The sequence below is a fragment of the Leifsonia sp. McL0618 genome, assembly GCF_049994905.1.
Taxonomy (GTDB): domain Bacteria; phylum Actinomycetota; class Actinomycetes; order Actinomycetales; family Microbacteriaceae; genus Diaminobutyricibacter.
On the sequence record NZ_CP188258.1, the window covers coordinates 2,271,952 to 2,291,752 of the forward strand.

Sequence of the window (19,801 nt, forward strand, 5' to 3'; positions counted from 1 at the left end):
TGCCCACGTCTTCTGAGGCGTGGGCACGCTCGTAGAAAGCTGAGTTCGTAGGTGGCAAAGTCGACCCCGGTCAAAAAAGCCTGGCGTTCATTGAGTTGGCTCGGTGCGATCATCGTCGTGCTGCTTGTCACTCTGATCGCAGGTGTCGTGTTCAGTAATGCAACGCTGATCCCGAAACTCGCGCTCGACCTCGAGGGTGGAACGGAGATCATCCTCGCTCCGCAGCTTTCCAACGGCCAGCAGGTCCAGCAGCAACAGCTCGACCAGGCCGTGTCGATCATCCGCCAGCGCATCGACGCGTCGGGTGTCTCGGAGGCGCAGATCAGCACCGAGGGTTCGAACAACATCGTCGTCTCCCTGCCAGGAACGCCTGATCAGGCAACACTCAACCGCATCAAATCGAGTGCCAAGCTCGATTTCCGGCCCGTCCTCGTCGCCGGCGCCCCGACGAACACGGTCGTCGGGGCCGACGGCAAGTCGACGCCCGCCCCGACCCCGAATCCCAGCCTGCAGTCGACGCCGTCGTCGAAGCCGACCAACGGCAGTGACCAGGCGTGGGTCACCCCACTGCTGCAGGCGCAGTACGACGCGTTCGACTGCTCGTCCGACGCCGCCAAGTCCACCAACGTCGCATCCCCGGACAAGCCCCTCATCACGTGTGACGAAAAGGGTACGACCAAGTACATCCTCGGCCCGGTCGAAGTTCGTGGCCAGGACATCTCTGATGCGTCCAGCGGCCTGGTGCAGAGCCAGAGCGGCGTCAGCACCGGCCAGTGGGGCGTGAACATCATCTTCAACGCCGCGGGCACCAAGGCCTTCTCCGATGTCACCACCCGGCTGAACGGGCTGACCGGAGCGCAGAACCAGTTCGCGATCGTCCTCGACGGCAAGGTCATCTCGGCCCCGGCGACACAGGCGGCGATCACAGATGGCCGCCCGCAGATCACGGGTAATTTCGACCAGACCTCGGCGAAGACGCTCGCCGACCAGCTCAAGTTCGGCGCCCTGCCGTTCAGCTTCCAGGTGCAGAGCCAGAACACGATCTCGGCCACCCTGGGCTCGTCGCAGCTCCTCAGCGGCCTGATCGCCGGCGTCATCGGCCTGCTCCTCGTGATGATCTACACGCTTTTCCAGTACCGACTGCTCGGGCTTGTGACGATCACTTCACTCGGTGTCGCCGCTCTGCTGACGTACCTCACGATCTCGCTCCTGTCATGGCACTACGGCTACCGGCTGTCGCTCGCGGGCGTTGCCGGTCTGATCGTGGCGATCGGTTTCACCGCGGACTCGTTCATCGTGTACTTCGAACGAATCCGTGACGAACTCCGCGACGGCCGAGGACTCGAATCCGCTGTCGAAGCCGGCTGGAAGCGCGCCCAGCGCACGATCTACGCATCGAAGTCGACCAACCTCCTTGCCGCAGTCGTGCTCTACGTCCTTGCTGCCGCGAACGTTCGAGGGTTCGCTTTCACGCTCGGACTCACCACGATCATCGACGTCATCGTCGTCGTCCTGTTCACCCACCCCACGCTCCAGCTGCTGGCGAAGACAAAATTCTTCAACAGTGGAAGCTCGTGGAGCGGACTCGATCCCAATGCCCTCGGTGCTGTCTACCGGGGTGCTGCGCAGTTCCGGGCTCCGTCGGCCGCGGTATCCGCTGGCAAGGCGGCATCGAGCAGCAAGGAGGCCGCGCGCCGCCAGACGATCGCCGAGCGCAAGGCTGCTGAGCTCGTCTCGGCCAGCTCGGGGAACAGCAGCACGGATCGATCGAACGACGGGAAGGACTCCTGATGGCCGTCAGCCGCCTCACACGGTTCGGAAACGACCTCTACACCGGCGCTCGCTCATACGACTTCGTCGGCAAGCGCAAGATCTGGTACACCATCGCGATCGTGATGGTCGTTGCCTCAATCCTCATCCCGGTGATCAAGGGGGGATTCAACTTCGGCATCGAGTTCCGCGGTGGGTCGCAGTTCCAGATCACCAACGTCCAGACGACGGCACAGAAGCCCGGCGAAGAAGCCGTCGCGAGCGTCGTTCCGAATGCTGTTGTCCACGTAACCAGCGTCAACAACAATGCCGTGCGCGTGCAGACCGACCAGCTCACGGCCGACCAGAGCCGTCAGGTGGCGGATGCGCTGGCCAAGGCATACAACGTGCCCGGCACTGAAGTCGCGTCGTCCTTCATCGGCCCGACCTGGGGCGCGGATGTGACGCAACAGTCGATCCAGGGCCTCATCGTCTTCCTGCTCCTCGCCTTCATCGCCATGGCGTTGTACTTCCGAACGTGGAAGATGTCGGCTTCGGCGATCATCTCGCTGTTCCATGACCTCATCATCACGGCGGGCATCTACGCACTCGTCGGGTTCGAGATCACGCCGGCGACGATGATCGGCTTCCTGACGATCCTCGGCTACTCGCTCTACGACACGGTCGTCGTCTTCGACAAGGTGCGCGAGAACACCCGCGAAGAGCTCGAACTGACCCGTCGAACGTTCGCCGAGGCGGTGAACCTCGCTGTCAACCAGACCCTCGTGCGTTCGATCAACACGGCCGTCGTCGCGGTGCTGCCCGTCGCGTCGATCCTGTTCATCGGTGCGTTCGCGCTCGGTGCCGACACACTCAGGGACATCTCGCTCGCGCTGCTCATCGGAATCATCGTCGGAACGTACTCGACGATCTTCCTTGCGGCCCCGATGTACTCCCAGTTCCGCGAGGGCGAGGCAGCGATCAAGAAGCACGACATGAAGGTGCGCGCGACCCGTCCGAAGGCAGCCGCACCGGTCGCTCCGGTCCCTGTCGCGGCGGAATAGCGTGGAATAAGGCGCACGCGTGCACGGTTCTTATCTCGACGGGTGTGAGGTAGGAGCCGCGCGCGCAGCCCAGAGGCAGCCGTGCGTGCCACATCGCACAGGCGGCACCCGCGATAATAGAAGACGGGAGGCACGCTGATGGTCGACACGACAACGCCACAGACTGCTTCCCTGCGCCGTCTTGTCCCGCGCATCTTCTCGAGGGCTCAGCCGGCGGGGGCCGTCGACACCCTGATCCGCACGCTGCGCATGCACCACCCGAAGGCTGACCTCTCGCTCGTCGAGCGGGCATACGCCGTCGCCGAGAAAGCCCATTCGGGCCAGAAGCGCCGGAGCGGAGAGCCGTACATCACTCACCCCGTGGCGGTCGCCCAGATTCTGGCCGACCTCGGAATCGGGGCGAAGACGATCGCGGCCGCCCTCCTGCACGATACGGTCGAGGACACCGAGTACACGCTGGACGAGCTGCGAGACGCGTTCGGCGACGAGATAGCGATGCTCGTCGACGGTGTGACCAAGCTCGACAAGGTCAAGTACGGCGACAGTGCTCAGGCCGAGACGGTCCGCAAGATGATCGTCGCGATGTCAAAGGACATCCGTGTTCTGATCATCAAACTTGCCGATCGTCTTCACAATGCACGCACCTGGGGCTTCGTGCCCGCTGAGTCCGCGACCCGCAAGGCCACGGAGACGCTCGAGATCTATGCACCGCTTGCCCACCGGCTGGGGATCCAGGCGATCAAGTGGGAGCTCGAAGACCTGTCGTTCGCGGTGCTGTACCCGAAGCTCTACGCCGAGATCGAGAGTCTGGTACGCCAGCGCTCACCCGAACGCGAACGCCTTGTGCAGCACGTCATCGATGCCATCAACGACGACCTCAAATCGGCACGGATCCGCGGCAAAGTCGTCGGCCGGCCGAAGCAGTTCTACTCGATCTACCAGAAGATGGTCGTGCGAGGTCGCGAGTTCGACGAGATCTACGACCTGGTCGGCATCCGCGTGCTCGTGAACTCCGTGCGCGACTGCTACGCAGTGCTCGGTCAGATCCACGCGCGGTGGACGCCGATGCCGGGCCGGTTCAAGGACTACATCGCGACGCCCAAGTTCAACCTGTACCAGTCGCTGCACACGACGGTGATCGGACCCGAGGGGCGAGCCGTCGAGATCCAGATCCGCACCGAGGAGATGCACCAGCGCGCCGAGTTCGGTGTCGCGGCCCACTGGAAGTACAAGGAACAGGTCAACGGCAAGAGTTCCGGTCCCGGTGGCAGAACCGACACCGATCTTGCGTGGCTCGCGCACCTCTCCGACTGGCAGGCCGAGACGGCGGATCCCAGCGAATTCCTGGACTCCCTGCGGTTCGAGATCGGGGCGAAAGAGGTCTACGTCTTCACACCGAAGGGTAGGGTCATCGGGCTGCCGACAGGCGCGACCCCGGTCGACTTCGCGTACGCCGTCCACACCGAGGTCGGACACCGCACCATGGGTGCCAAGGTGAACGGGCGTCTCGTTCCGCTGGAGAGCACGCTCACCACAGGCGATGTCGTCGAGGTCTTCACGTCGAAGAATCCGGACTCCGGCCCCAGCCAGGACTGGCTGAACTTCGTCAAGAGTCCGCGAGCACGCAACAAGATCCGGCAGTGGTTCACCAAGGAGCGTCGCGACGAGGCGATCGAACAGGGCAAGGATGCGATCGCACGCGCGATGCGCAAACAGAACCTGCCGCTGCAGAAGCTGATGACGCAGGACTCGCTTGCCGAAGTCGCCGCGCAGCTGCGCTATGAAGACGTTTCGGCCCTCTACGCGGCGGTCGGCGAAGGCCACGTCTCGACCCAGTCCGTCATAGAGAAGGTCGTTGCATCGCTTCAGACCGAAGCCGAAGGCGACGCCGGTGAGATCGAACTTCCGGTCAAGGGCCGCTCAAGACAACTCCGTAACAGCGATTCGGGGGTGCTGGTGCGGGGTGCGCCCGACATCCTCGTCAAACTTGCCAAGTGCTGCACACCGGTGCCGGGCGACCCCATCGTCGGTTTCATCACGCGCGGCGCGGGCGTCTCCGTGCACCAGGCGAGCTGCCACAACGTCCAGTCGCTTCTCCAGGAACCGGAACGCATGATCGACGTCGAATGGGCGCCGAGTTCGAAGAGCGTGTTCCTCGTCCAGATCCAGGTGGAGGCGCTGGACCGGTCCGGCCTTCTGTCAGACGTGACTCGCGTGCTCTCGGAGCATCACGTGAACATCCTCTCCGCAACGGTGACGACGTCGAGTGACCGTCTTGCACTCAGCCGGTTCGTCTTCGAGATGGGCGACACGACTCACCTGGACAGGGTGCTGAACGCTGTGCGGCGAATCGACGCCGTCTACGACGTCTACCGCGTCAGCGCGGGCTGACCCGGAAAGGCCGCTCCCAAGTCCATCGACAGGAGCGGCAGTTCGGATTGTTCGAGCGACGCTGCGCGTGCCAGCGCACGCCTGAGGCCCGGAAACCGGGGCAGGTCGCGGATGCGTCGGCGGCAATCGCTCACTCGTGAGCCACCCAGCCGAAGCACGGCGAGCACGTCCAGCGCGTCGGCAAGGCCGAATGGCTCGCATGTTCGGAGCAGATCAATCGCTGTTCTCAGCGGCGACGTCAGTCTCAGCGACCCGACCTGCACGATATCGGCGGTCTCGATCCTGCATTCGCGGAACTCGAAACGCGGCGAGAGGTGCGGGGTCGTCCTGTTGGCGATGTCGATGCACAACTGGTGCCGGAAAGGCGCAGACGCGCGCGCTCCGAAGACCCAAAGGGCGGACGAACGCTCGGCGATCATGCGTTCGGGAACCAGCGGGGCGAGAGTCGCGGCCCTGAGCTGCCTGCCGTCGGGCTCATCGATCGGCGCGAACCAATCGTCGACCGCGAAGACCTGCCCATCGATACAGGCAGCGCGTAACTCGACCACAGGCAGGTCGTCAGCATTCAGCAGGCGGGGGAGCAGGCGCGTCATGTGACGAGCCTGCCGCCCGTCGACGCACCAAGCGGTTCGTTATCGCCGATCTGTGCAGGGGAGAGCCCTGTGCACGGCAGTCCGGCACTACTTCAGCGCGTCGAGCCAGACCTTGCGGGCGTCGAGCGCCTCCTGGGCCTCAGCGACCTTTGCTTTGTCTCCGCTGGCCCTGGCCTCTTCGAGCTCCGCCTCCAGCTTGGCGATCGCGGCGGTGAGCTGACTCGCGAGGCCCTCGGAGCGGGCCTTCTTCTCCGGGTTGTTGCGCTGCCAGTGGTCGTCGTCGAGTTTGCGAACAGCGGCCTCGACCCGGCGAAGTCGCTCCTCGATGACCTTGACCTGGTCGCGCGGAACCTTGCCGATCTCGTCCCAGCGGCGCTGGATCGAGCTGAGGGTGGCACGGGCCGACTCGCGATCCGTCGCGGTGAGCAGGGGCTCTGCCTCGTCCAGAAGTTTGAGCTTGGCCTCGAGGTTCGCCGAGAACTCCTCGTTCTCCCTGGCGTCGACTTCGGACTTCGCCGAGTAGATCGCGTCGCCGGCGGCCTTGAATCGCGCCCAGAGCGCGTCGTCGTTCCGCTTGCCGGCACGGCCGGCAAGCTTCCACTGTTCGAGCAGCTCGCGGTAGGCGGGCACCCCATCGGCTCCGCGTGGGATCAGCGCCTCGGCCTGCTCGATCAGCTGGGTCTTGCGCGCGCGCACATCGCGGTGCTGGTTGTCGAGTTCGGCGAAGAAGGCCTTGCGGTTGTGTTCGATCGTCGCGCGGGCAGCCCGGAATCGTTTCCACAGCTCGTTGGCTTCGTTCTTCGGCAGGCGAGGCCCGTCGTGCTGGTGGGCCTGCCACCGCGCGAAGAGAGTGTCGAGCGCAGCGGTCGTCTGCTTCCACTGCGTCTTCGTCGGGTCTTCGGCGGCGAGTGCCTCGGCCTCGACCACGATCTCGGTGCGCTCGGCGATCGCCGCATCCACCGCTGCGCGCGCTTCTGCGGTCTGTTGTTCCGTCAGCTCTTCGACCGTGCCGCCGAGCTTCGCAAGGCGTTCCTGCAGCGAAGCCAGGTCGCCGACCGCGTTGGCGGAGGCGACGTGCTCACTCAGTGTCGATACGGCCTTGGCGATGTCGGTTGCCGGTGCACCGCGGCGTGCGCGCTGCTCGAGCAGCGTCACCTGACCTGCCAGGTCCGTGTACTTGCGTTCGAAATAGGCGAGCGCCTCTTCGGGAGTGCCGTCGGGATACTGCCCGACCTCCCTTTCGCCGTCGCCCTCGCGAACGAAGACGGTGCCGGTCTCATCGACACGACCCCACGGTTGCTGATCAGTTGTAGCCAAGAGCCTCACCTTGCTGACGACGACGGCCGGACGACCGCCCCACACTGCGTTTTAGCCTATTGCACACGCCCTGCGGCGTGCAGTGGTGCTTATTGAACCGTTATCCCCTTGATCGTCGTCGCCACGTTCGGTTTGCCGTCGGTTCCGCCACCCTGGACGCCCTTGGATGTGACCTCGCTGGTCAGCTTGTCGAGCCCGCTGGTGACCTTACCGATCACGGTGTAGCCACCGGCGCTGTCAGAGGGGATGGTCGACGTCTTGTAGACGATGAAGAACTGGCTGCCCTGACTGTTCGCATTGTTCGACGTGCGCGCCATAGCGAGCGTGCCGGCGGGATAGACGTTGTTCGCGGGAGCATTCTCCACCGGCCCGTACGAGTAACCGGGACCGCCCGATCCGTCGCCCTTCGGGTCTCCGCACTGCAGGACATAGATGCCGGACGTGGTCAGCCGATGGCAGGTCAGCCCGTCGTAGAAGCCCTTCTGGCTCAGGGCGATCGTCGACGAGACCGCCTGCGGAGCCTGGGCGCCGTCGAGGCTGATGGCAAGAGGGATGTCGTTGATCGTCATCGTGCCGGTCCATTGGCGGTTGCCCGCGAGCGTCTTCGGCGGCAGCGTGTAAGCGGCAGCTGAGGCGGAGGGCGAGGGGCTTGCGACAGCCTTGCCCGGGCCTGTGTTGAAGTAGAGGAGCTGCGTGAGCACAGCGAGAGCGACCACGACGAGGACGCCGACTCCTGCAAGCCAGTTGTCGCGCACCCGCCGTTTCGCTTTGGCCTCGTGCACGGTCTGGCGCGCCTGGTAGGCCCGCAAGCGCTCCCGCGCCTGACGCGCTTCGCGATCGTTCTGCTTGTTCGGTGCCACGTGAAATCCTCCGAGGGGGCGCGCCGTCGTGCGGGGGGGAATATCCGGCCCGGCGCGCCACGGCGCTGGACCTCAGATGAACTTTATGCGACCGAGCTATGTCGGCCAAATGCGCCTGTGGATCGCTGCACGGTGGTGTCGGCGGAAGCAACTAGCCTTGACCCATGGTCGATGTGCAACCGGGGCTCCGCAGCGGTGCGACACCCCTCGCGGTGCGCATGCGACCGAAGAGCCTTGACGAGGTGGCGGGGCAGAAACACTTGCTGACCCCGGGGTCGCCGCTCGTCAGCCTGGCGTCGGACACGACGGGGGAGCGCGGTTCGGTCTCCGTCATCCTCTGGGGTCCTCCCGGCACGGGCAAGACGACTCTCGCGCAGGCCATCGCCCACTCCTCGGGGCGCCGGTTCGTCGAACTCTCGGCCGTTTCGGCGGGAGTGCGCGACGTACGCCAGGTCATGGACGAAGCACTCTCGACCCGCGACCTCTACGGCATCTCCACCGTCCTCTTCCTCGATGAGATCCACCGCTTCACGAAGGCCCAGCAGGATGCGCTGCTGCCCGGCGTCGAGAACGGCTGGGTCATCCTCGTCGCCGCAACGACGGAGAACCCTTCGTTCTCGGTGATCTCGCCCCTGCTCTCCCGTTCGCTCCTCCTCACTCTCGAGACTCTGAGCGACGACGACCTGGGCACGGTCGTCGATCGAGCCGTCGTCGACGAGCGCGGACTCGGCGACCGCTTCGTTCTGGAGCCGGATGCGAGGGCCGCGATCATCCGGCTCGCGTCCGGCGACGCACGACGGGCACTCACGGCCCTCGAGGCGTCCTCCGTCTCGGCGGGCTCTGCAACGCCGGCGACTTCGGCGGACAAACCGGTGATCACTGCAGAACTCGTGGCCCAGGCTGTCGATCGTGCCCTCTTGCGATACGACCGAAACGGCGACGAGCACTACGACGTGATCAGTGCCTTCATCAAGTCCGTTCGTGGCTCCGATGTCGATGCGTCGCTGCACTACCTCGCGCGCATGATCGAGGCCGGAGAAGATCCCCGGTTCATCGCCCGGCGCATCATCGTGCTCGCCTCCGAAGACATCGGCATGGCCGACCCCCAGTCCCTCGTGATCGCTGTCGCCGCGGCCGACGCAGTGCAGCTGATCGGAATGCCCGAGGGCCGGATTCCGCTCGCCCAGGCCGTCGTGCACCTGGCTACAGCTCCGAAGTCCAATGCGGCGTACATGGCACTCGACAAAGCGATCGCCGATGTGCGCGCGGGCACGATGGGCCGGGTACCCAAACACCTGCGCGATGCGCACTATCCGGGGGCAAAGCGGCTCGGCCACGGAAAGGGCTACAAATACCCGCACGACGACGATCTCGGCGTGCTCCAGCAGCAGTATCTCCCCAATGAATTGAAAGACGCCGTCTATTACGAGCCGACTGAGCACGGCAACGAACGCGACGTCTCTGCACGGCTCGCCAAGCTCCGACGCATCGTGCGCGGACGCTGATCACGATCTGCTAGAATCGATCCGCCTAGAAGCGGGTGTCGCGTGCGGCTGCGTCGACATACGTTCTCGAAGGGAATGGCCCTGTAGCCGGGCATCCCTGGCAGCATCCCTCTAATACTGCAGGACGATCCTGTGTGCCTGCATTCACACCGTTAGAGAGACAACCGAAAGGACCTCGTGTCTACCAAGTCACGTACCCGTAGCAAGACCCGCCTGTCGCGGTCACTGGGCATCGCCCTGACCCCGAAGGCGGCCAAGTACCTCGAAAAGCGTCCGTACGCTCCCGGCGAGCACGGTCGCACCAAGCGCAAGGCCGACTCCGACTACGCCGTTCGTCTGCGCGAGAAGCAGCGTCTGCGTGCCCAGTACGGCATTCGCGAGAAGCAGCTTCGCATCGCCTTCGAAGAGGCACGCCGCACGCAGGGCCTGACCGGTGAGAACCTGGTCGAGCTCCTCGAGATGCGTCTTGACGCACTCGTTCTCCGTGCCGGGTTCGCCCGCACCACGGCGCAGGCGCGCCAGATGGTCGTGCACCGTCACATCCTGGTCGACGGCAAGCTCGTCGACCGTCCGTCGTTCCGCGTCAAGCCGGGCCAGTTGATTCACGTCAAGGCACGCAGCGAGGGCACCGAGCCGTTCCAGGTCGCGGCCGCCGGCGGTCACGTCGACGTCCTCCCCAAGACCCCGGCCTACCTCGAGGTCGAACTCGACAAGCTTCACGCGCGCCTCGTGCGCCGCCCGAAGCGTGCCGAGGTTCCGGTCACGTGTGAGGTCCAGCTCGTCGTCGAGTACTACGCAGCGCGATAACTTGCGTCTACGCTAGGGAGCGGGTCACCTCAGGGTGGCCCGCTTCATGCGTTTAATGCGGGGCGTCCCGTAATATGCCGTTGGCGGAATGGAAGGTGGACTCGTGACGGGTGGCGACATCGCAGGGCTCATCGCGGCGGTGGTCTTCGCCGTCCTCGTGGGGTTCATCGCCCTGCCGCTGGTCAAGCTCGGCCGGGTGCTCGACGAGACCCGCTCAGCGATCAAGGATGCGAGCGACGGTCTCACCCCGATCCTGGAGGAGACGGCGACGACGATCCAGGAGACGAATAAGCAGCTCGCGCGGGTGGATGTGATCACGAAGAATGTCGCGGATGTCACGGGGAACGTCTCCGCGCTCGTCGCCCTCTTCGCGGCGACGGTCGGGGGTCCGCTCATCAAACTGGCCGGATTCAGCGCCGCCGTTCGCGCCGCGTTCCGGGCCACGGCAGGCACCGGGAAGCGCGGCCCGGACGATTCCACAGGTCCTTCCGTCTCTCGGCGGAAGCGCGGGAGCACGCACTAAACTGACCCGAGGCGCTTCGTTCGCGAACGACGTCTCATTCACCAGGGAGTAAATCACCATGAAGAGTTTTCTGTGGCTCGTCGTCGGCATCGCGATCGGTTTCGCGGTGGCGCACAAGGTCAACGAAACCCCTCAGGGCAAGCAATTCTTCAACGGCCTCGACAAGAAGGCCCGCGACTTCGGCTCGGCCGTCTCCGACGGATACCGCAAGCGCGAGGCCGAACTGCGTTCAGCGATCGAAGACGCCGAGGCCTAGCCTGCCCTTCGACGCCGCCCGACCCTTCTACCTACCGGAACCCATGCAGACTGCCGAAATCCACAGGCGCTGGCTCGATTTCTTCGCAGCCCGCGGCCACACCGTCGTTCCTTCCGCTTCGCTGGTCAGCGACGATCCGTCATTGCTCTTCACCGTCGCTGGGATGGTGCCGTTCGTTCCCTATCTGACCGGACTCGTGCCTGCGCCTTTCCCGCGCGCCACGAGCGTGCAGAAGTGCATCAGGACGAACGACATCGAAGAGGTCGGCAAGACGCCGCGACACGGCACCTTCTTTCAGATGTGCGGCAATTTCTCGTTCGGCGACTACTTCAAGGAACAGGCGATCACCTTCGCCTGGGAGCTCCTGACAACGCGCGAAGCCGACGGCGGCCTGGGGTTCGAACCGAAGGACCTCTGGGTCACGGTCTATGAGGACGACGACGAGGCGCGCGAGATCTGGCGACGCGTCGCCGGGCTTCCCGACGATCGCATCCAGGGACTGGGCAAGGACACCAACTACTGGTCGACGGGTCAGCCCGGGCCGGCCGGGCCCTGCTCGGAGATCTTCTTCGACCGCGGGCCGGCGTACGGCGCCGACGGCGGTCCGGCGACGGACGACGATCGTTACGTCGAGATCTGGAACCTGGTCTTCATGCAGTACCTCCGCGGCGAAGGGACGGGCAAGGCCGATTTCGAGATCCTCGGCGACCTTCCCCGCAAGAACATCGACACCGGTATGGGCCTGGAGCGCGTCGCGTTCCTCAAGCAGGGCGTCGAGAACATGTACGAGATCGACCAGGTGCGCCCGGTGCTCGATCGCGCGGCAGCCCTGGCGAAGAAGACGTACGGCGAAGTCCACGAGGACGACGTCCGTCTTCGTGTGATCGCCGATCACGTGCGCAGCGCATTGATGCTGATGTCCGACGGTGTCACCCCGTCGAACGAGGGTCGCGGATACATCCTCCGTCGCCTGCTTCGACGCACGGTCCGTTCCATGCGCCTGCTCGGCGTCGAGACCGCGACGTTCCCCGAGCTGTTCACGACGTCGCGCGATGCGATGGCAGCCGCGTATCCCGAGGTCGCAGCAGATTTCACGCGCATTTCGCGTCTGGCATACGCCGAAGAGGAAGCGTTCCTGCGCACGCTTGTGAGCGGAACGGGCATCCTCGACACCGCTGTCGCGAACACCCAGCGGGCCGGCAAGTCGGAGCTCGCGGGGGACACGGCGTTCCTCCTGCACGACACCTACGGCTTTCCGATCGACCTGACGCTCGAAATGGCCGAGGAGGCCGGGCTGAGCGTCGACCGCAAGGCGTTCGACTCCTTGATGGCAGGGCAGCGAGCGCGTGCCAAGGCGGATGCGAAGGCGAAGAAGACGGCGCTGGCCGACCTCTCGGTCTACAGCACGTTCCGCTCGCTCGGCGAGACCGTGTTCACCGGCTACACCGATCTCGAGACGGACTCGTCGGTGCTCGGCCTGATCGTGGACGGCGAATCCGTGCGCTCGGCCAGCGCCGGCCAGATCGCCGAAGTGATCCTCGGCGCCACCGCCCTGTACGCCGAGTCCGGTGGTCAGGATGCAGACGCGGGACTGATCGTCGGCCCGGGCTATGAACTCGAGGTGCTCGATGTGCAGAAACCCGTCAAGGGCCTGATCAGCCACACCGTGCAGGTGCGCAGCGGCGAGGTCGGCGTCGGTTCGCCGGCGACGAGCGTGGTCGACCGTGAGTACCGCCGCGGTGCGCGACAGGCCCACTCGGGCACGCACATCATCCACGCGGCTCTCCGCCAGGTGCTCGGCCCCAACGCCCACCAGTCGGGTTCATACAACAAGGCGGGCTACCTGCGCCTCGACTTCTCCTGGAACCAGGGACTCTCGGCCGAGACGCGATCGGAGATCGAGGAGATCTCCAACAACGCCATCCGGGACAATCTCGAGGTGGTCACCCGCGAGATGCCGCTCGCGCAGGCGAAATCGCTCGGCGCGATGGCTCTCTTCGGTGAGAAGTACGGCGAGACGGTCCGGGTGGTCGACATCGGCGGTCCGTGGTCACGAGAGCTCTGTGCCGGTACCCACGTCACCTCGAGCGCCGAGATCGGCATGATCAACCTGGTCAGCGAGTCCTCCGTCGGTTCGACGAACCGGCGCGTCGAGTCCCTGGTCGGTATCGAGGCGTTCCGCGACCTCGCTGCCGAGCGTGCGATTGTGTCCCAGCTTTCCGGCAGCCTGAAGACCCCGCGCGAGCAACTGCCCGAGAAGATCGCCGACCTCGTCGCGAGCCTGAAGACGGCAGAGAAGCGGATCGCCGCATTCGAAGCCCGTGCCGTTCTCGACAAGGTTCCGGCGTTGCTCGAAGCCGCAGCACACCACGGTCCCGTCCGGCTCGTCGCGGAGGACGCCGGAAAGCTGAATTCGGGCGACGACCTTCGCCTGCTCGTCACCACGGTGCGCGAGAGACTCGGATCGGATCCGGCCGTGGTCGCGCTCGCATCCGAAGTCGTGGACAAGCCGGTGATCATCGTGGCCACCAACCAGGCTGCGCGCGACGCCGGCGTCAAGGCCGGCGCTCTTGCACGCGTCGCCGCGGGCATCCTCGGCGGGGGCGGGGGCGGCAAAGACGACCTGGCCCAGGGTGGCGGCGCGGATGTCGGGGCGATTCCCGCTGCGCTGGCAGCCGTGACCCAGGCGATCGCCGGATAGGGGCCCGGTGGTGCGTTCAGGCGTTCGGGTCGGCATCGACGTCGGCAAGGTTCGGATCGGCGTGAGTCGCTCCGACCTGCACGGGATGCTTGCCACGCCTGTCGAGACGGTCGCACGCTCCGAAGATGGTGCAGATCGCCTGAGGATAGCCGGGATTGTGACTGAACTCGAAGCTTTCGAGGTTATCGTCGGACTTCCGCTTGCTCTTTCGGGCGCACACACTGCGTCCACCGGTGACGCGGTTGATTTCGCCCGAACGCTCGCGGCCGACCTGGATGCCGACGTGCGGCTGGTCGACGAGCGATTGTCGACCGTATCAGCCCATGCGGCGCTCCGGGCTTCGGGAAGAAACTCGAAAAGCGCACGCCCGGTGATCGATCAGGTCGCCGCCACCATCATTTTGCAGCACGCCCTCGATGCGGAGCGTGCCGCAGGCCGCCCTCCCGGCACCCTCGTCGTACCGAACATTGGAAGCTAGCTTGTCGTTCACTCCTCCCTCGCCTGGGCACAGTGGCCCGGTCGCGCCGGACGACGGCGCGTCCGGCGAGTTCGATGCATTCGACGACCTCTTCCGGCCAAACGACGATGGCGTAACACACGGCGCGCCCGCACAGACCGAGCCCGGGCGCCAGCCGATGACCCGTCGCGAGGCACGCGAAGCCCAGGCACGACGTCTCGACGAGCCCGGTACGCCGCCGGCCGCACCTACGCCCCCTGCTGCCGGTACGCCGCCGGTTCACGAGTCGCCGCTCGCGTGGCGCCAGCAGCACTATGTCTCCCACCAGAAGCCCCGCAAGAAGAAGCGCAGCCTGAAGCCGCTCTGGGTGACGCTCGTCGTGCTCGCGATCCTCGGTGGCCTGGCGGGCACGGCGTACGCGATCTTCCAGCCGCAGGTTGCGAAGATCGTCGCGAGTTTCGAGCCGAACGACTACAAGGGCTCGGGGTCGGGCGAGGTGCTCATCACGATCAAGAGTGGCGACAACGGCTCCAACATCGCGACGACGCTGCAGAAGGCCGGTGTGACGAAGACCTTCGACGCCTTCTACAGCCTTCTGCTGAAGCAGCATCCCGAGCCCGTCTTCCAGCCGGGGGCATACCGGATGGCCAAGCAGATGAGCGCCCAGGCCGCCCTCACCACCCTCGAGGATCCGAAGTCACGCGTCGACCAGACGGCGGTGATCCCGGAGGGCACGGCAGAGAAGGACATCCTCCCGCTGCTCGCAACCGCCACGAAACTACCTCTTGCCGATCTGCAGAAGGCTGCGGCCGACGTCAAGGCCTACGGCGTCCCCCCGCAGGCGAAGACACTCGAGGGCTTCCTGTTTCCTGCGACGTACAAGTTCACGCCGGGCACGAGCGCACACGACGTGATCAAGACCCTCGTCGATCGGAGCTTCACCGCGCTCGACAGCGCGGGGGTTGCGCCGGCCGACAGGTGGAAGACGGTCGTACTCGCATCCATCGTCCAGCGCGAGGCAGGTCTCGCACCCGACTATCCTAAGGTGTCGCGCGTCTTCCTCAACCGGCTCGCCCAGGGATGGAACCTCCAGTCCGACGCGACTGTCGCCTACGGCACCGGCCACACGGACACGGTCACGACGACGGACGCCGAGCGCGCGAACGCCTCGAATCTCTACAACACCTACGTTCACCCCGGCCTGCCGATCGGACCGATCTCGAACCCCGGCGACCTGGCCATCAACGCGGCACTCCATCCCGCCACGGGCCCCTGGATGTATTTCGTGACGTGGAACCTGAAGACCGGTGAGACGATCTTCTCGACGACGCAGGCAGAACACGACGCCGCTGTCCAGAAATGGCAGCAATGGATGAGGGACAACCCCGGGTATGGATAGCAAGCGCGAAAAGCCGGTTGACACAGTGAGCGCGACCGAGCCCGGGGTCGAGGCTGACGAAACAGTCGACGATCTCGTCCAGGCCGATGTGGTCGCCGAGGTCGAGGAGTTCGAAGAGGTCGAGGTGCTCGATGACGATGTCGCCCGGAGCGCAGAGGCCGGCGACGAAGCGCAGGCCGACGACGGCGCCGAACCGGCGGAAATCGACGAAACCGAGGAACTCGAGGCGGAGCTCGTCGTCGAAGAACTCGTAGCCGAGGAACTCGAAATCCAGGTCGTTGTCGAGGAGCTCGAGGCGGAAGCCGTCGAGGAGACCCCGCGCAGGCTCGCCGTGCTCGGCTCGCCGATCGCGCACTCCAAGTCGCCGGCCCTCCACGCCGCGGCCTACCGGTCACTCGGACTGGACTGGACCTACGAGGCCGTCGACGTAGCGGAGGATGCGCTCCCCGCGTTCATCGACGCGTGTGCGCGGGATGCCGAGTGGCGCGGACTGTCCCTCACGATGCCGCTCAAGCAGGCCGTCATCCCGCTTCTCAACGATGTCGACCGGGTCGCAACGGTGACGGGCGCGGCGAACACGGTGCTCTTCGACGACTCCGAAGCCGCCCTCGCGGAGCTCGCCGAGCTGCCCGCAAGCGACGATGAACCGTCTCCCGATGAGGAACACGACGGCGCGTCCGTGGTCATACGCGGTTTCAACACCGATGTCTCCGGCATCATCCGCGCACTGGCAGCGGCCGGGCTGACGAGCGCGCGCTACGTGCTCATCCTCGGGGGCGGCGCGACAGCAGCGTCGGCAATGGTCGCTGCTGCCGAACTCGGCGCAGAGAAGGTCGTGGTCGCCGCCCGGTCCCTCGAGCGGAGTGTCTGGCTGGAGCCGCTGGCACATTCGCTCGGCCTGATGATCCAGATCCGTTCGCTCGGCCAGGCCGACCGCACGCTCGACGTGCCGGACCTCGTCGTCAGCACGCTGCCCGCGGGAGCGGCGACGGACGTCCTCTTCACCGACTCGACACGTCGTCGCGCGACCCTGCTCGACGTCTCATATGAACCGTGGCCGAGCCCGTTCGCCCGCGCGTGGTCCAGCGTCAACGGCATCGTCGTGTCCGGGCTCGCGATGCTCGCCCACCAGGCCCTGCTGCAGGTTCGCGTCTTCGTAGCCGGAGATCCGCTCCAGCCCCTCGACGACGAAGATGCCGTACTAGCGGCAATGTTCGACGCCGTCGGGATCGACGCCACCGGACAGCCGGTCGCCGACACGAAGGAAGACCCAGTCGACGGCGCGGACGTGGACACCGACGATGACGCTGAGGACTGGGAAGACTCGGAGGAGTAGCCTCCTCCAGCGCCGTCACGGAGGAAATCCGGGACCATCCGCTATGCCAGAATCGATAACATGCTTCGTTGGCTGACCGCCGGAGAGTCTCACGGCCCGGAACTCATCGCAATCCTCGAGGGTCTGCCGGCCGGCGTGCCCGTCTCGCTCAACGGCATCCGCGCCGACCTCGCCCGGCGCAAGCTCGGTTACGGTCGCGGTGCACGCATGAAGTTCGAACAGGATGAGCTCACCCTCTCCGGCGGCGTACGCCACGGTTTCAGCCTGGGCAGCCCCGTCGCCGTGCGCATCGGCAACACCGAGTGGCCGAAGTGGGTCGACGTGATGAGCCCCGAACCCGTGGATCCCGAGCAGCTCGCGGGAGGGCGCGGCGCACCGCTCACCCGACCGCGCCCCGGTCACGCCGACCTCGTCGGCATGCAGAAGTACGGTTTCGACGAAGCGCGCCCGGTGCTCGAACGCGCGAGCGCCCGGGAAACGGCCGCGCGCGTCGCCCTCGGCGCCGTCGCCCGCTCATTCCTGGAACAGCTCGGCATCACCCTTGTCAGTCACACCCTCGCGATCGGTCCGGTGCGCGTGCCGGAGGACAGCCCCCTCCCGCTTCCGTCAGACGTCGCTGCACTTGACGCGGACCCGCTTCGCTGCTTCGACCCGCAGACCTCTGAGCTCATGGTCGCAGAGGTCGACGCAGCGCACAAAGACGGCGACACCCTTGGCGGCGTGGTCGAGGTGCTCGCATACGGTCTTCCGCCTGGTCTCGGGTCGCACGTGCACTGGGATCGCCGCCTCGACTCCCAGCTCGCTGCCGCGCTGATGGGAATCCAGGCGATCAAAGGCGTGGAAGTCGGGGACGGCTTCCTCACGACAACGCGTCGCGGCTCGCAGGCCCACGACGAACTCGTCCAGTACGGGGGAGAGATCGTGCGCACCAGCGACAAGGCAGGCGGCACCGAGGGCGGAATGAGCACAGGAACGGTCCTCCGCGTCCGTGCGGGCATGAAGCCGATCGCGACGATTCCGCATGCACTCCGCACGATCGATGTCGCGACCAGCGAGGCCGCGCCCGCCCATCACCAGCGCTCCGACGTCTGTGCCGTTCCGGCAGCGGGGGTGGTGGCGGAGGCAATGGTCGCGCTCGTGCTGGCCAACTCCGTCATCGAGAAGTTCGGCGGTGACTCGGTCGCCGAGACCGCCCGCAACCTCGCCGGTTACCTCGACGCCATCCCTGCGAACCTCGCCACCGTGCGCCTCGTCGCGCCGTACGCAGAGTGACCGTCGTCCTCATCGGTCCTCCCGCGGCCGGCAAGACGCGGATCGGCAAACGGCTCGCTGTCCGTCTGGGTCGCCCGTTCATCGACACCGACCATGAGATCGTCGCAGAGCACGGTCCCATTCCGCAGATCTTCGCCGAACATGGCGAGCCGCACTTCCGCCGGTTGGAACGCGACGTCGTCTCGCGCGCGCTGACCCAGCACGCGGTCGTGTCGCTCGGCGGGGGCGCGGTGCTCGACCCCGAGACACAGGCGGACCTTGCTGCCGCCTCGGTCATCCTGCTGACCGTCAAGCCGGAGGCCGTCGCCACCCGCATCGGCAATGCGAAGCGCCCGCTCGTGAGCGACCTCGAATCGTGGCAGGCGCTCGTGGACAGCCGGGCCGAACTGTACGCATCCCTCGCCGACTACACCACAGACACGTCGGCGAAGCCGCTCGACGCCATCGTCGAAGAGATCGCCCTCTGGGTGGAAGGAACCCGATGACCGAGCCAGACGCCATCCCCACCGAGATCCTGGTGCCGGGGGATCACCCGTATCCGGTCGTCGTCGGCCGGGGACTGCTGGGTACGCTCGGCGTCCACCTCGGAACCGGAGTGCAGAAGGTCCTGATCGTGCATCCGCCGACGCTGGGTGCAGCGGCCGCTGAGCTGCGCGAATCGCTGCTCGCTCAGTACGACGTGCTGCTGGCCGAGATCCCCGATGCCGAGGCCGGCAAGCGGGTCGAGGTGGCCGCTTTCTGCTGGCAGGTGCTCGGGCAGGCAGACTTCACGCGCTCGGATGCCGTGATCGGGTTCGGCGGCGGCGCTGTCACCGATGTGGCGGGTTTCGTCGCCGCCACCTGGCTGCGCGGCGTGCGCCTCGTGCAGGTCCCAACCACCCTTCTCGGGATGGTCGACGCATCCGTCGGCGGAAAGACCGGCATCAACACGGCCGAGGGCAAGAACCTGGTCGGGGCGTTCTACGCGCCGGCGGCCGTCGTCGCCGACCTCGACACCCTCGACTCGCTGTCGCGAAACGAGATCCTCGCCGGCTTCGCCGAGGTCGTCAAATGCGGCTTCATCGCCGAGCCGGAGATCCTCGACATCATCGAAGCGGACGTCGACCGCGCGACCGATCCGCGCACGCCAGAGTTCCGGCGGCTGGTCGAACTCTCGATCGGGATCAAGGCACGCGTCGTCGGCGAGGACTTCACTGAGTCCGGGCTGCGGGAGATCCTCAACTACGGACACACACTGGGCCACGCGATCGAGCACGCGGAACGCTACCAGTGGCGCCACGGGGCGGCCGTCGCGGTCGGGATGATGTTCGCAGCAGAGCTTGCGCGGCTGAGCGGCCGGCTCTCCGACGAGGTCGCCGACCGGCACAAGAGCATTCTCGAGTCGCTGAGCCTGCCGGTGAGCTACCCGCTCGGGCGCTGGCAGACGCTGCTCGCGACCATGCAGCGTGACAAGAAGGCCCGCGGCAGCATGCTGAGGTTCATCGTGCTCGATGACATCGCGCGGCCGACGGTTCTCGCGGGCCCGGACGCGAGCCTGCTGTTCGCCGCGTACCAGGAGATCGGGTCGTGAC

At 66.0% G+C, this 19,801-nt stretch carries 17 protein-coding genes; 14 read left to right on the forward strand and 3 right to left on the reverse strand.

Translation table 11 applies throughout. The annotated features are described in order from the left end of the window. Nucleotides 1-51 precede the first annotated feature (51 nt). The 3 genes from secD to ACPPVQ_RS10885 all read left to right on the forward strand — a co-directional run bounded on the left by secD (nucleotide 52) and on the right by ACPPVQ_RS10885 (nucleotide 5,204). Complete coding sequence (gene secD, locus ACPPVQ_RS10875; RefSeq protein WP_426515115.1) at nucleotides 52-1,791, forward strand: protein translocase subunit SecD; 1,740 nt, start codon at nucleotides 52-54, stop codon at nucleotides 1,789-1,791. Beyond that, on the forward strand, nucleotides 1,791-2,813 hold the full coding sequence (gene secF, locus ACPPVQ_RS10880; RefSeq protein WP_426515116.1) for a protein translocase subunit SecF: 1,023 nt from the start codon (nucleotides 1,791-1,793) through the stop codon (nucleotides 2,811-2,813). Before secD ends, secF begins: the two co-directional genes overlap by 1 nt. Nucleotides 2,814-2,951: 138 nt before the next feature. Beyond that, nucleotides 2,952-5,204, forward strand: coding sequence for a RelA/SpoT family protein (locus ACPPVQ_RS10885; protein ID WP_426515117.1), 2,253 nt, complete (start codon nucleotides 2,952-2,954; stop codon nucleotides 5,202-5,204). Here the strand turns inward: ACPPVQ_RS10885 and ACPPVQ_RS10890 are convergent. The 3 genes from ACPPVQ_RS10890 to ACPPVQ_RS10900 form a co-directional block, all read right to left on the reverse strand. After that, on the reverse strand, nucleotides 5,183-5,797 hold the full coding sequence (locus ACPPVQ_RS10890) for a hypothetical protein (protein ID WP_426515118.1): 615 nt from the start codon (nucleotides 5,795-5,797) through the stop codon (nucleotides 5,183-5,185). The genes ACPPVQ_RS10885 and ACPPVQ_RS10890 overlap by 22 nt on opposite strands. Nucleotides 5,798-5,884: 87 nt before the next feature. Then, a complete protein-coding gene (locus ACPPVQ_RS10895) occupies nucleotides 5,885-7,114 on the reverse strand; it encodes a DUF349 domain-containing protein (protein ID WP_426515119.1) in 1,230 nt (409 codons plus the stop codon). A gap of 89 nt (nucleotides 7,115-7,203) precedes the next feature. Continuing rightward, nucleotides 7,204-7,974 (reverse strand): peptidylprolyl isomerase, encoded by a 771-nt coding sequence (locus tag ACPPVQ_RS10900; protein ID WP_426515120.1) that lies wholly within the window; start codon nucleotides 7,972-7,974, stop codon nucleotides 7,204-7,206. A gap of 164 nt (nucleotides 7,975-8,138) precedes the next feature. On the opposite strand from ACPPVQ_RS10900, the gene ACPPVQ_RS10905 reads away from it, so the two are divergent. The 11 genes from ACPPVQ_RS10905 to aroB all read left to right on the forward strand — a co-directional run bounded on the left by ACPPVQ_RS10905 (nucleotide 8,139) and on the right by aroB (nucleotide 19,800). Beyond that, complete coding sequence (locus tag ACPPVQ_RS10905) at nucleotides 8,139-9,479, forward strand: replication-associated recombination protein A (protein WP_426515121.1); 1,341 nt, start codon at nucleotides 8,139-8,141, stop codon at nucleotides 9,477-9,479. Between the two features lie 177 nt (nucleotides 9,480-9,656). After that, nucleotides 9,657-10,286: a 30S ribosomal protein S4 gene (gene rpsD, locus ACPPVQ_RS10910; protein WP_163289739.1), complete on the forward strand. Its 630-nt coding sequence runs from the start codon at nucleotides 9,657-9,659 to the stop codon at nucleotides 10,284-10,286. Between the two features lie 103 nt (nucleotides 10,287-10,389). After that, on the forward strand, nucleotides 10,390-10,809 hold the full coding sequence (locus ACPPVQ_RS10915) for a DUF948 domain-containing protein (protein WP_426515122.1): 420 nt from the start codon (nucleotides 10,390-10,392) through the stop codon (nucleotides 10,807-10,809). Between the two features lie 58 nt (nucleotides 10,810-10,867). Beyond that, nucleotides 10,868-11,065 carry a hypothetical protein gene (locus tag ACPPVQ_RS10920; RefSeq protein WP_426515123.1) on the forward strand — a complete coding sequence of 66 codons (198 nt, stop codon included), beginning with the start codon at nucleotides 10,868-10,870 and terminating at the stop codon, nucleotides 11,063-11,065. Between the two features lie 43 nt (nucleotides 11,066-11,108). Beyond that, nucleotides 11,109-13,766, forward strand: coding sequence for an alanine--tRNA ligase (gene alaS, locus ACPPVQ_RS10925; RefSeq protein ID WP_426515124.1), 2,658 nt, complete (start codon nucleotides 11,109-11,111; stop codon nucleotides 13,764-13,766). A 10-nt stretch (nucleotides 13,767-13,776) separates the two neighbouring features. Then, nucleotides 13,777-14,244: a Holliday junction resolvase RuvX gene (ruvX, locus tag ACPPVQ_RS10930; RefSeq protein ID WP_426515125.1), complete on the forward strand. Its 468-nt coding sequence runs from the start codon at nucleotides 13,777-13,779 to the stop codon at nucleotides 14,242-14,244. Nucleotide 14,245: 1 nt separating this feature from the next. Continuing rightward, nucleotides 14,246-15,622, forward strand: coding sequence for an endolytic transglycosylase MltG (gene mltG, locus ACPPVQ_RS10935; protein ID WP_426515126.1), 1,377 nt, complete (start codon nucleotides 14,246-14,248; stop codon nucleotides 15,620-15,622). A 25-nt stretch (nucleotides 15,623-15,647) separates the two neighbouring features. After that, on the forward strand, nucleotides 15,648-16,958 hold the full coding sequence (locus tag ACPPVQ_RS10940) for a shikimate dehydrogenase family protein (RefSeq protein ID WP_426515127.1): 1,311 nt from the start codon (nucleotides 15,648-15,650) through the stop codon (nucleotides 16,956-16,958). A 60-nt stretch (nucleotides 16,959-17,018) separates the two neighbouring features. Then, the gene (gene aroC / locus ACPPVQ_RS10945) at nucleotides 17,019-18,230 is read left to right on the forward strand and encodes a chorismate synthase (protein ID WP_426515128.1); all 1,212 of its coding nucleotides are present in this window, start codon (nucleotides 17,019-17,021) and stop codon (nucleotides 18,228-18,230) included. Beyond that, the gene (locus tag ACPPVQ_RS10950) at nucleotides 18,227-18,715 is read left to right on the forward strand and encodes a shikimate kinase (protein WP_426515129.1); all 489 of its coding nucleotides are present in this window, start codon (nucleotides 18,227-18,229) and stop codon (nucleotides 18,713-18,715) included. The genes aroC and ACPPVQ_RS10950 overlap by 4 nt, the downstream gene beginning before the upstream one ends. Next, the gene (aroB, locus tag ACPPVQ_RS10955; RefSeq protein ID WP_426515130.1) at nucleotides 18,712-19,800 is read left to right on the forward strand and encodes a 3-dehydroquinate synthase; all 1,089 of its coding nucleotides are present in this window, start codon (nucleotides 18,712-18,714) and stop codon (nucleotides 19,798-19,800) included. Before ACPPVQ_RS10950 ends, aroB begins: the two co-directional genes overlap by 4 nt. Nucleotide 19,801: the final 1 nt, after the last annotated feature.

Bases quoted from the DNA above. Each gene is read 5' to 3' on its own strand.
- ACPPVQ_RS10905 (WP_426515121.1), top strand. From the start codon at position 8,139: ATGGTCGATGTGCAACCGGGGCTCCGCAGCGGTGCGACACCCCTCGCG.
- secF (WP_426515116.1), top strand. From the start codon at position 1,791: ATGGCCGTCAGCCGCCTCACACGGTTCGGAAACGACCTCTACACCGGC.
- aroB (WP_426515130.1), top strand. From the start codon at position 18,712: ATGACCGAGCCAGACGCCATCCCCACCGAGATCCTGGTGCCGGGGGAT.
- ACPPVQ_RS10890 (WP_426515118.1), bottom strand. From the start codon at position 5,797: ATGACGCGCCTGCTCCCCCGCCTGCTGAATGCTGACGACCTGCCTGTG.
- ACPPVQ_RS10920 (WP_426515123.1), top strand. From the start codon at position 10,868: ATGAAGAGTTTTCTGTGGCTCGTCGTCGGCATCGCGATCGGTTTCGCG.
- aroC (WP_426515128.1), top strand. From the start codon at position 17,019: ATGCTTCGTTGGCTGACCGCCGGAGAGTCTCACGGCCCGGAACTCATC.
- ACPPVQ_RS10885 (WP_426515117.1), top strand. From the start codon at position 2,952: ATGGTCGACACGACAACGCCACAGACTGCTTCCCTGCGCCGTCTTGTC.
- alaS (WP_426515124.1), top strand. From the start codon at position 11,109: ATGCAGACTGCCGAAATCCACAGGCGCTGGCTCGATTTCTTCGCAGCC.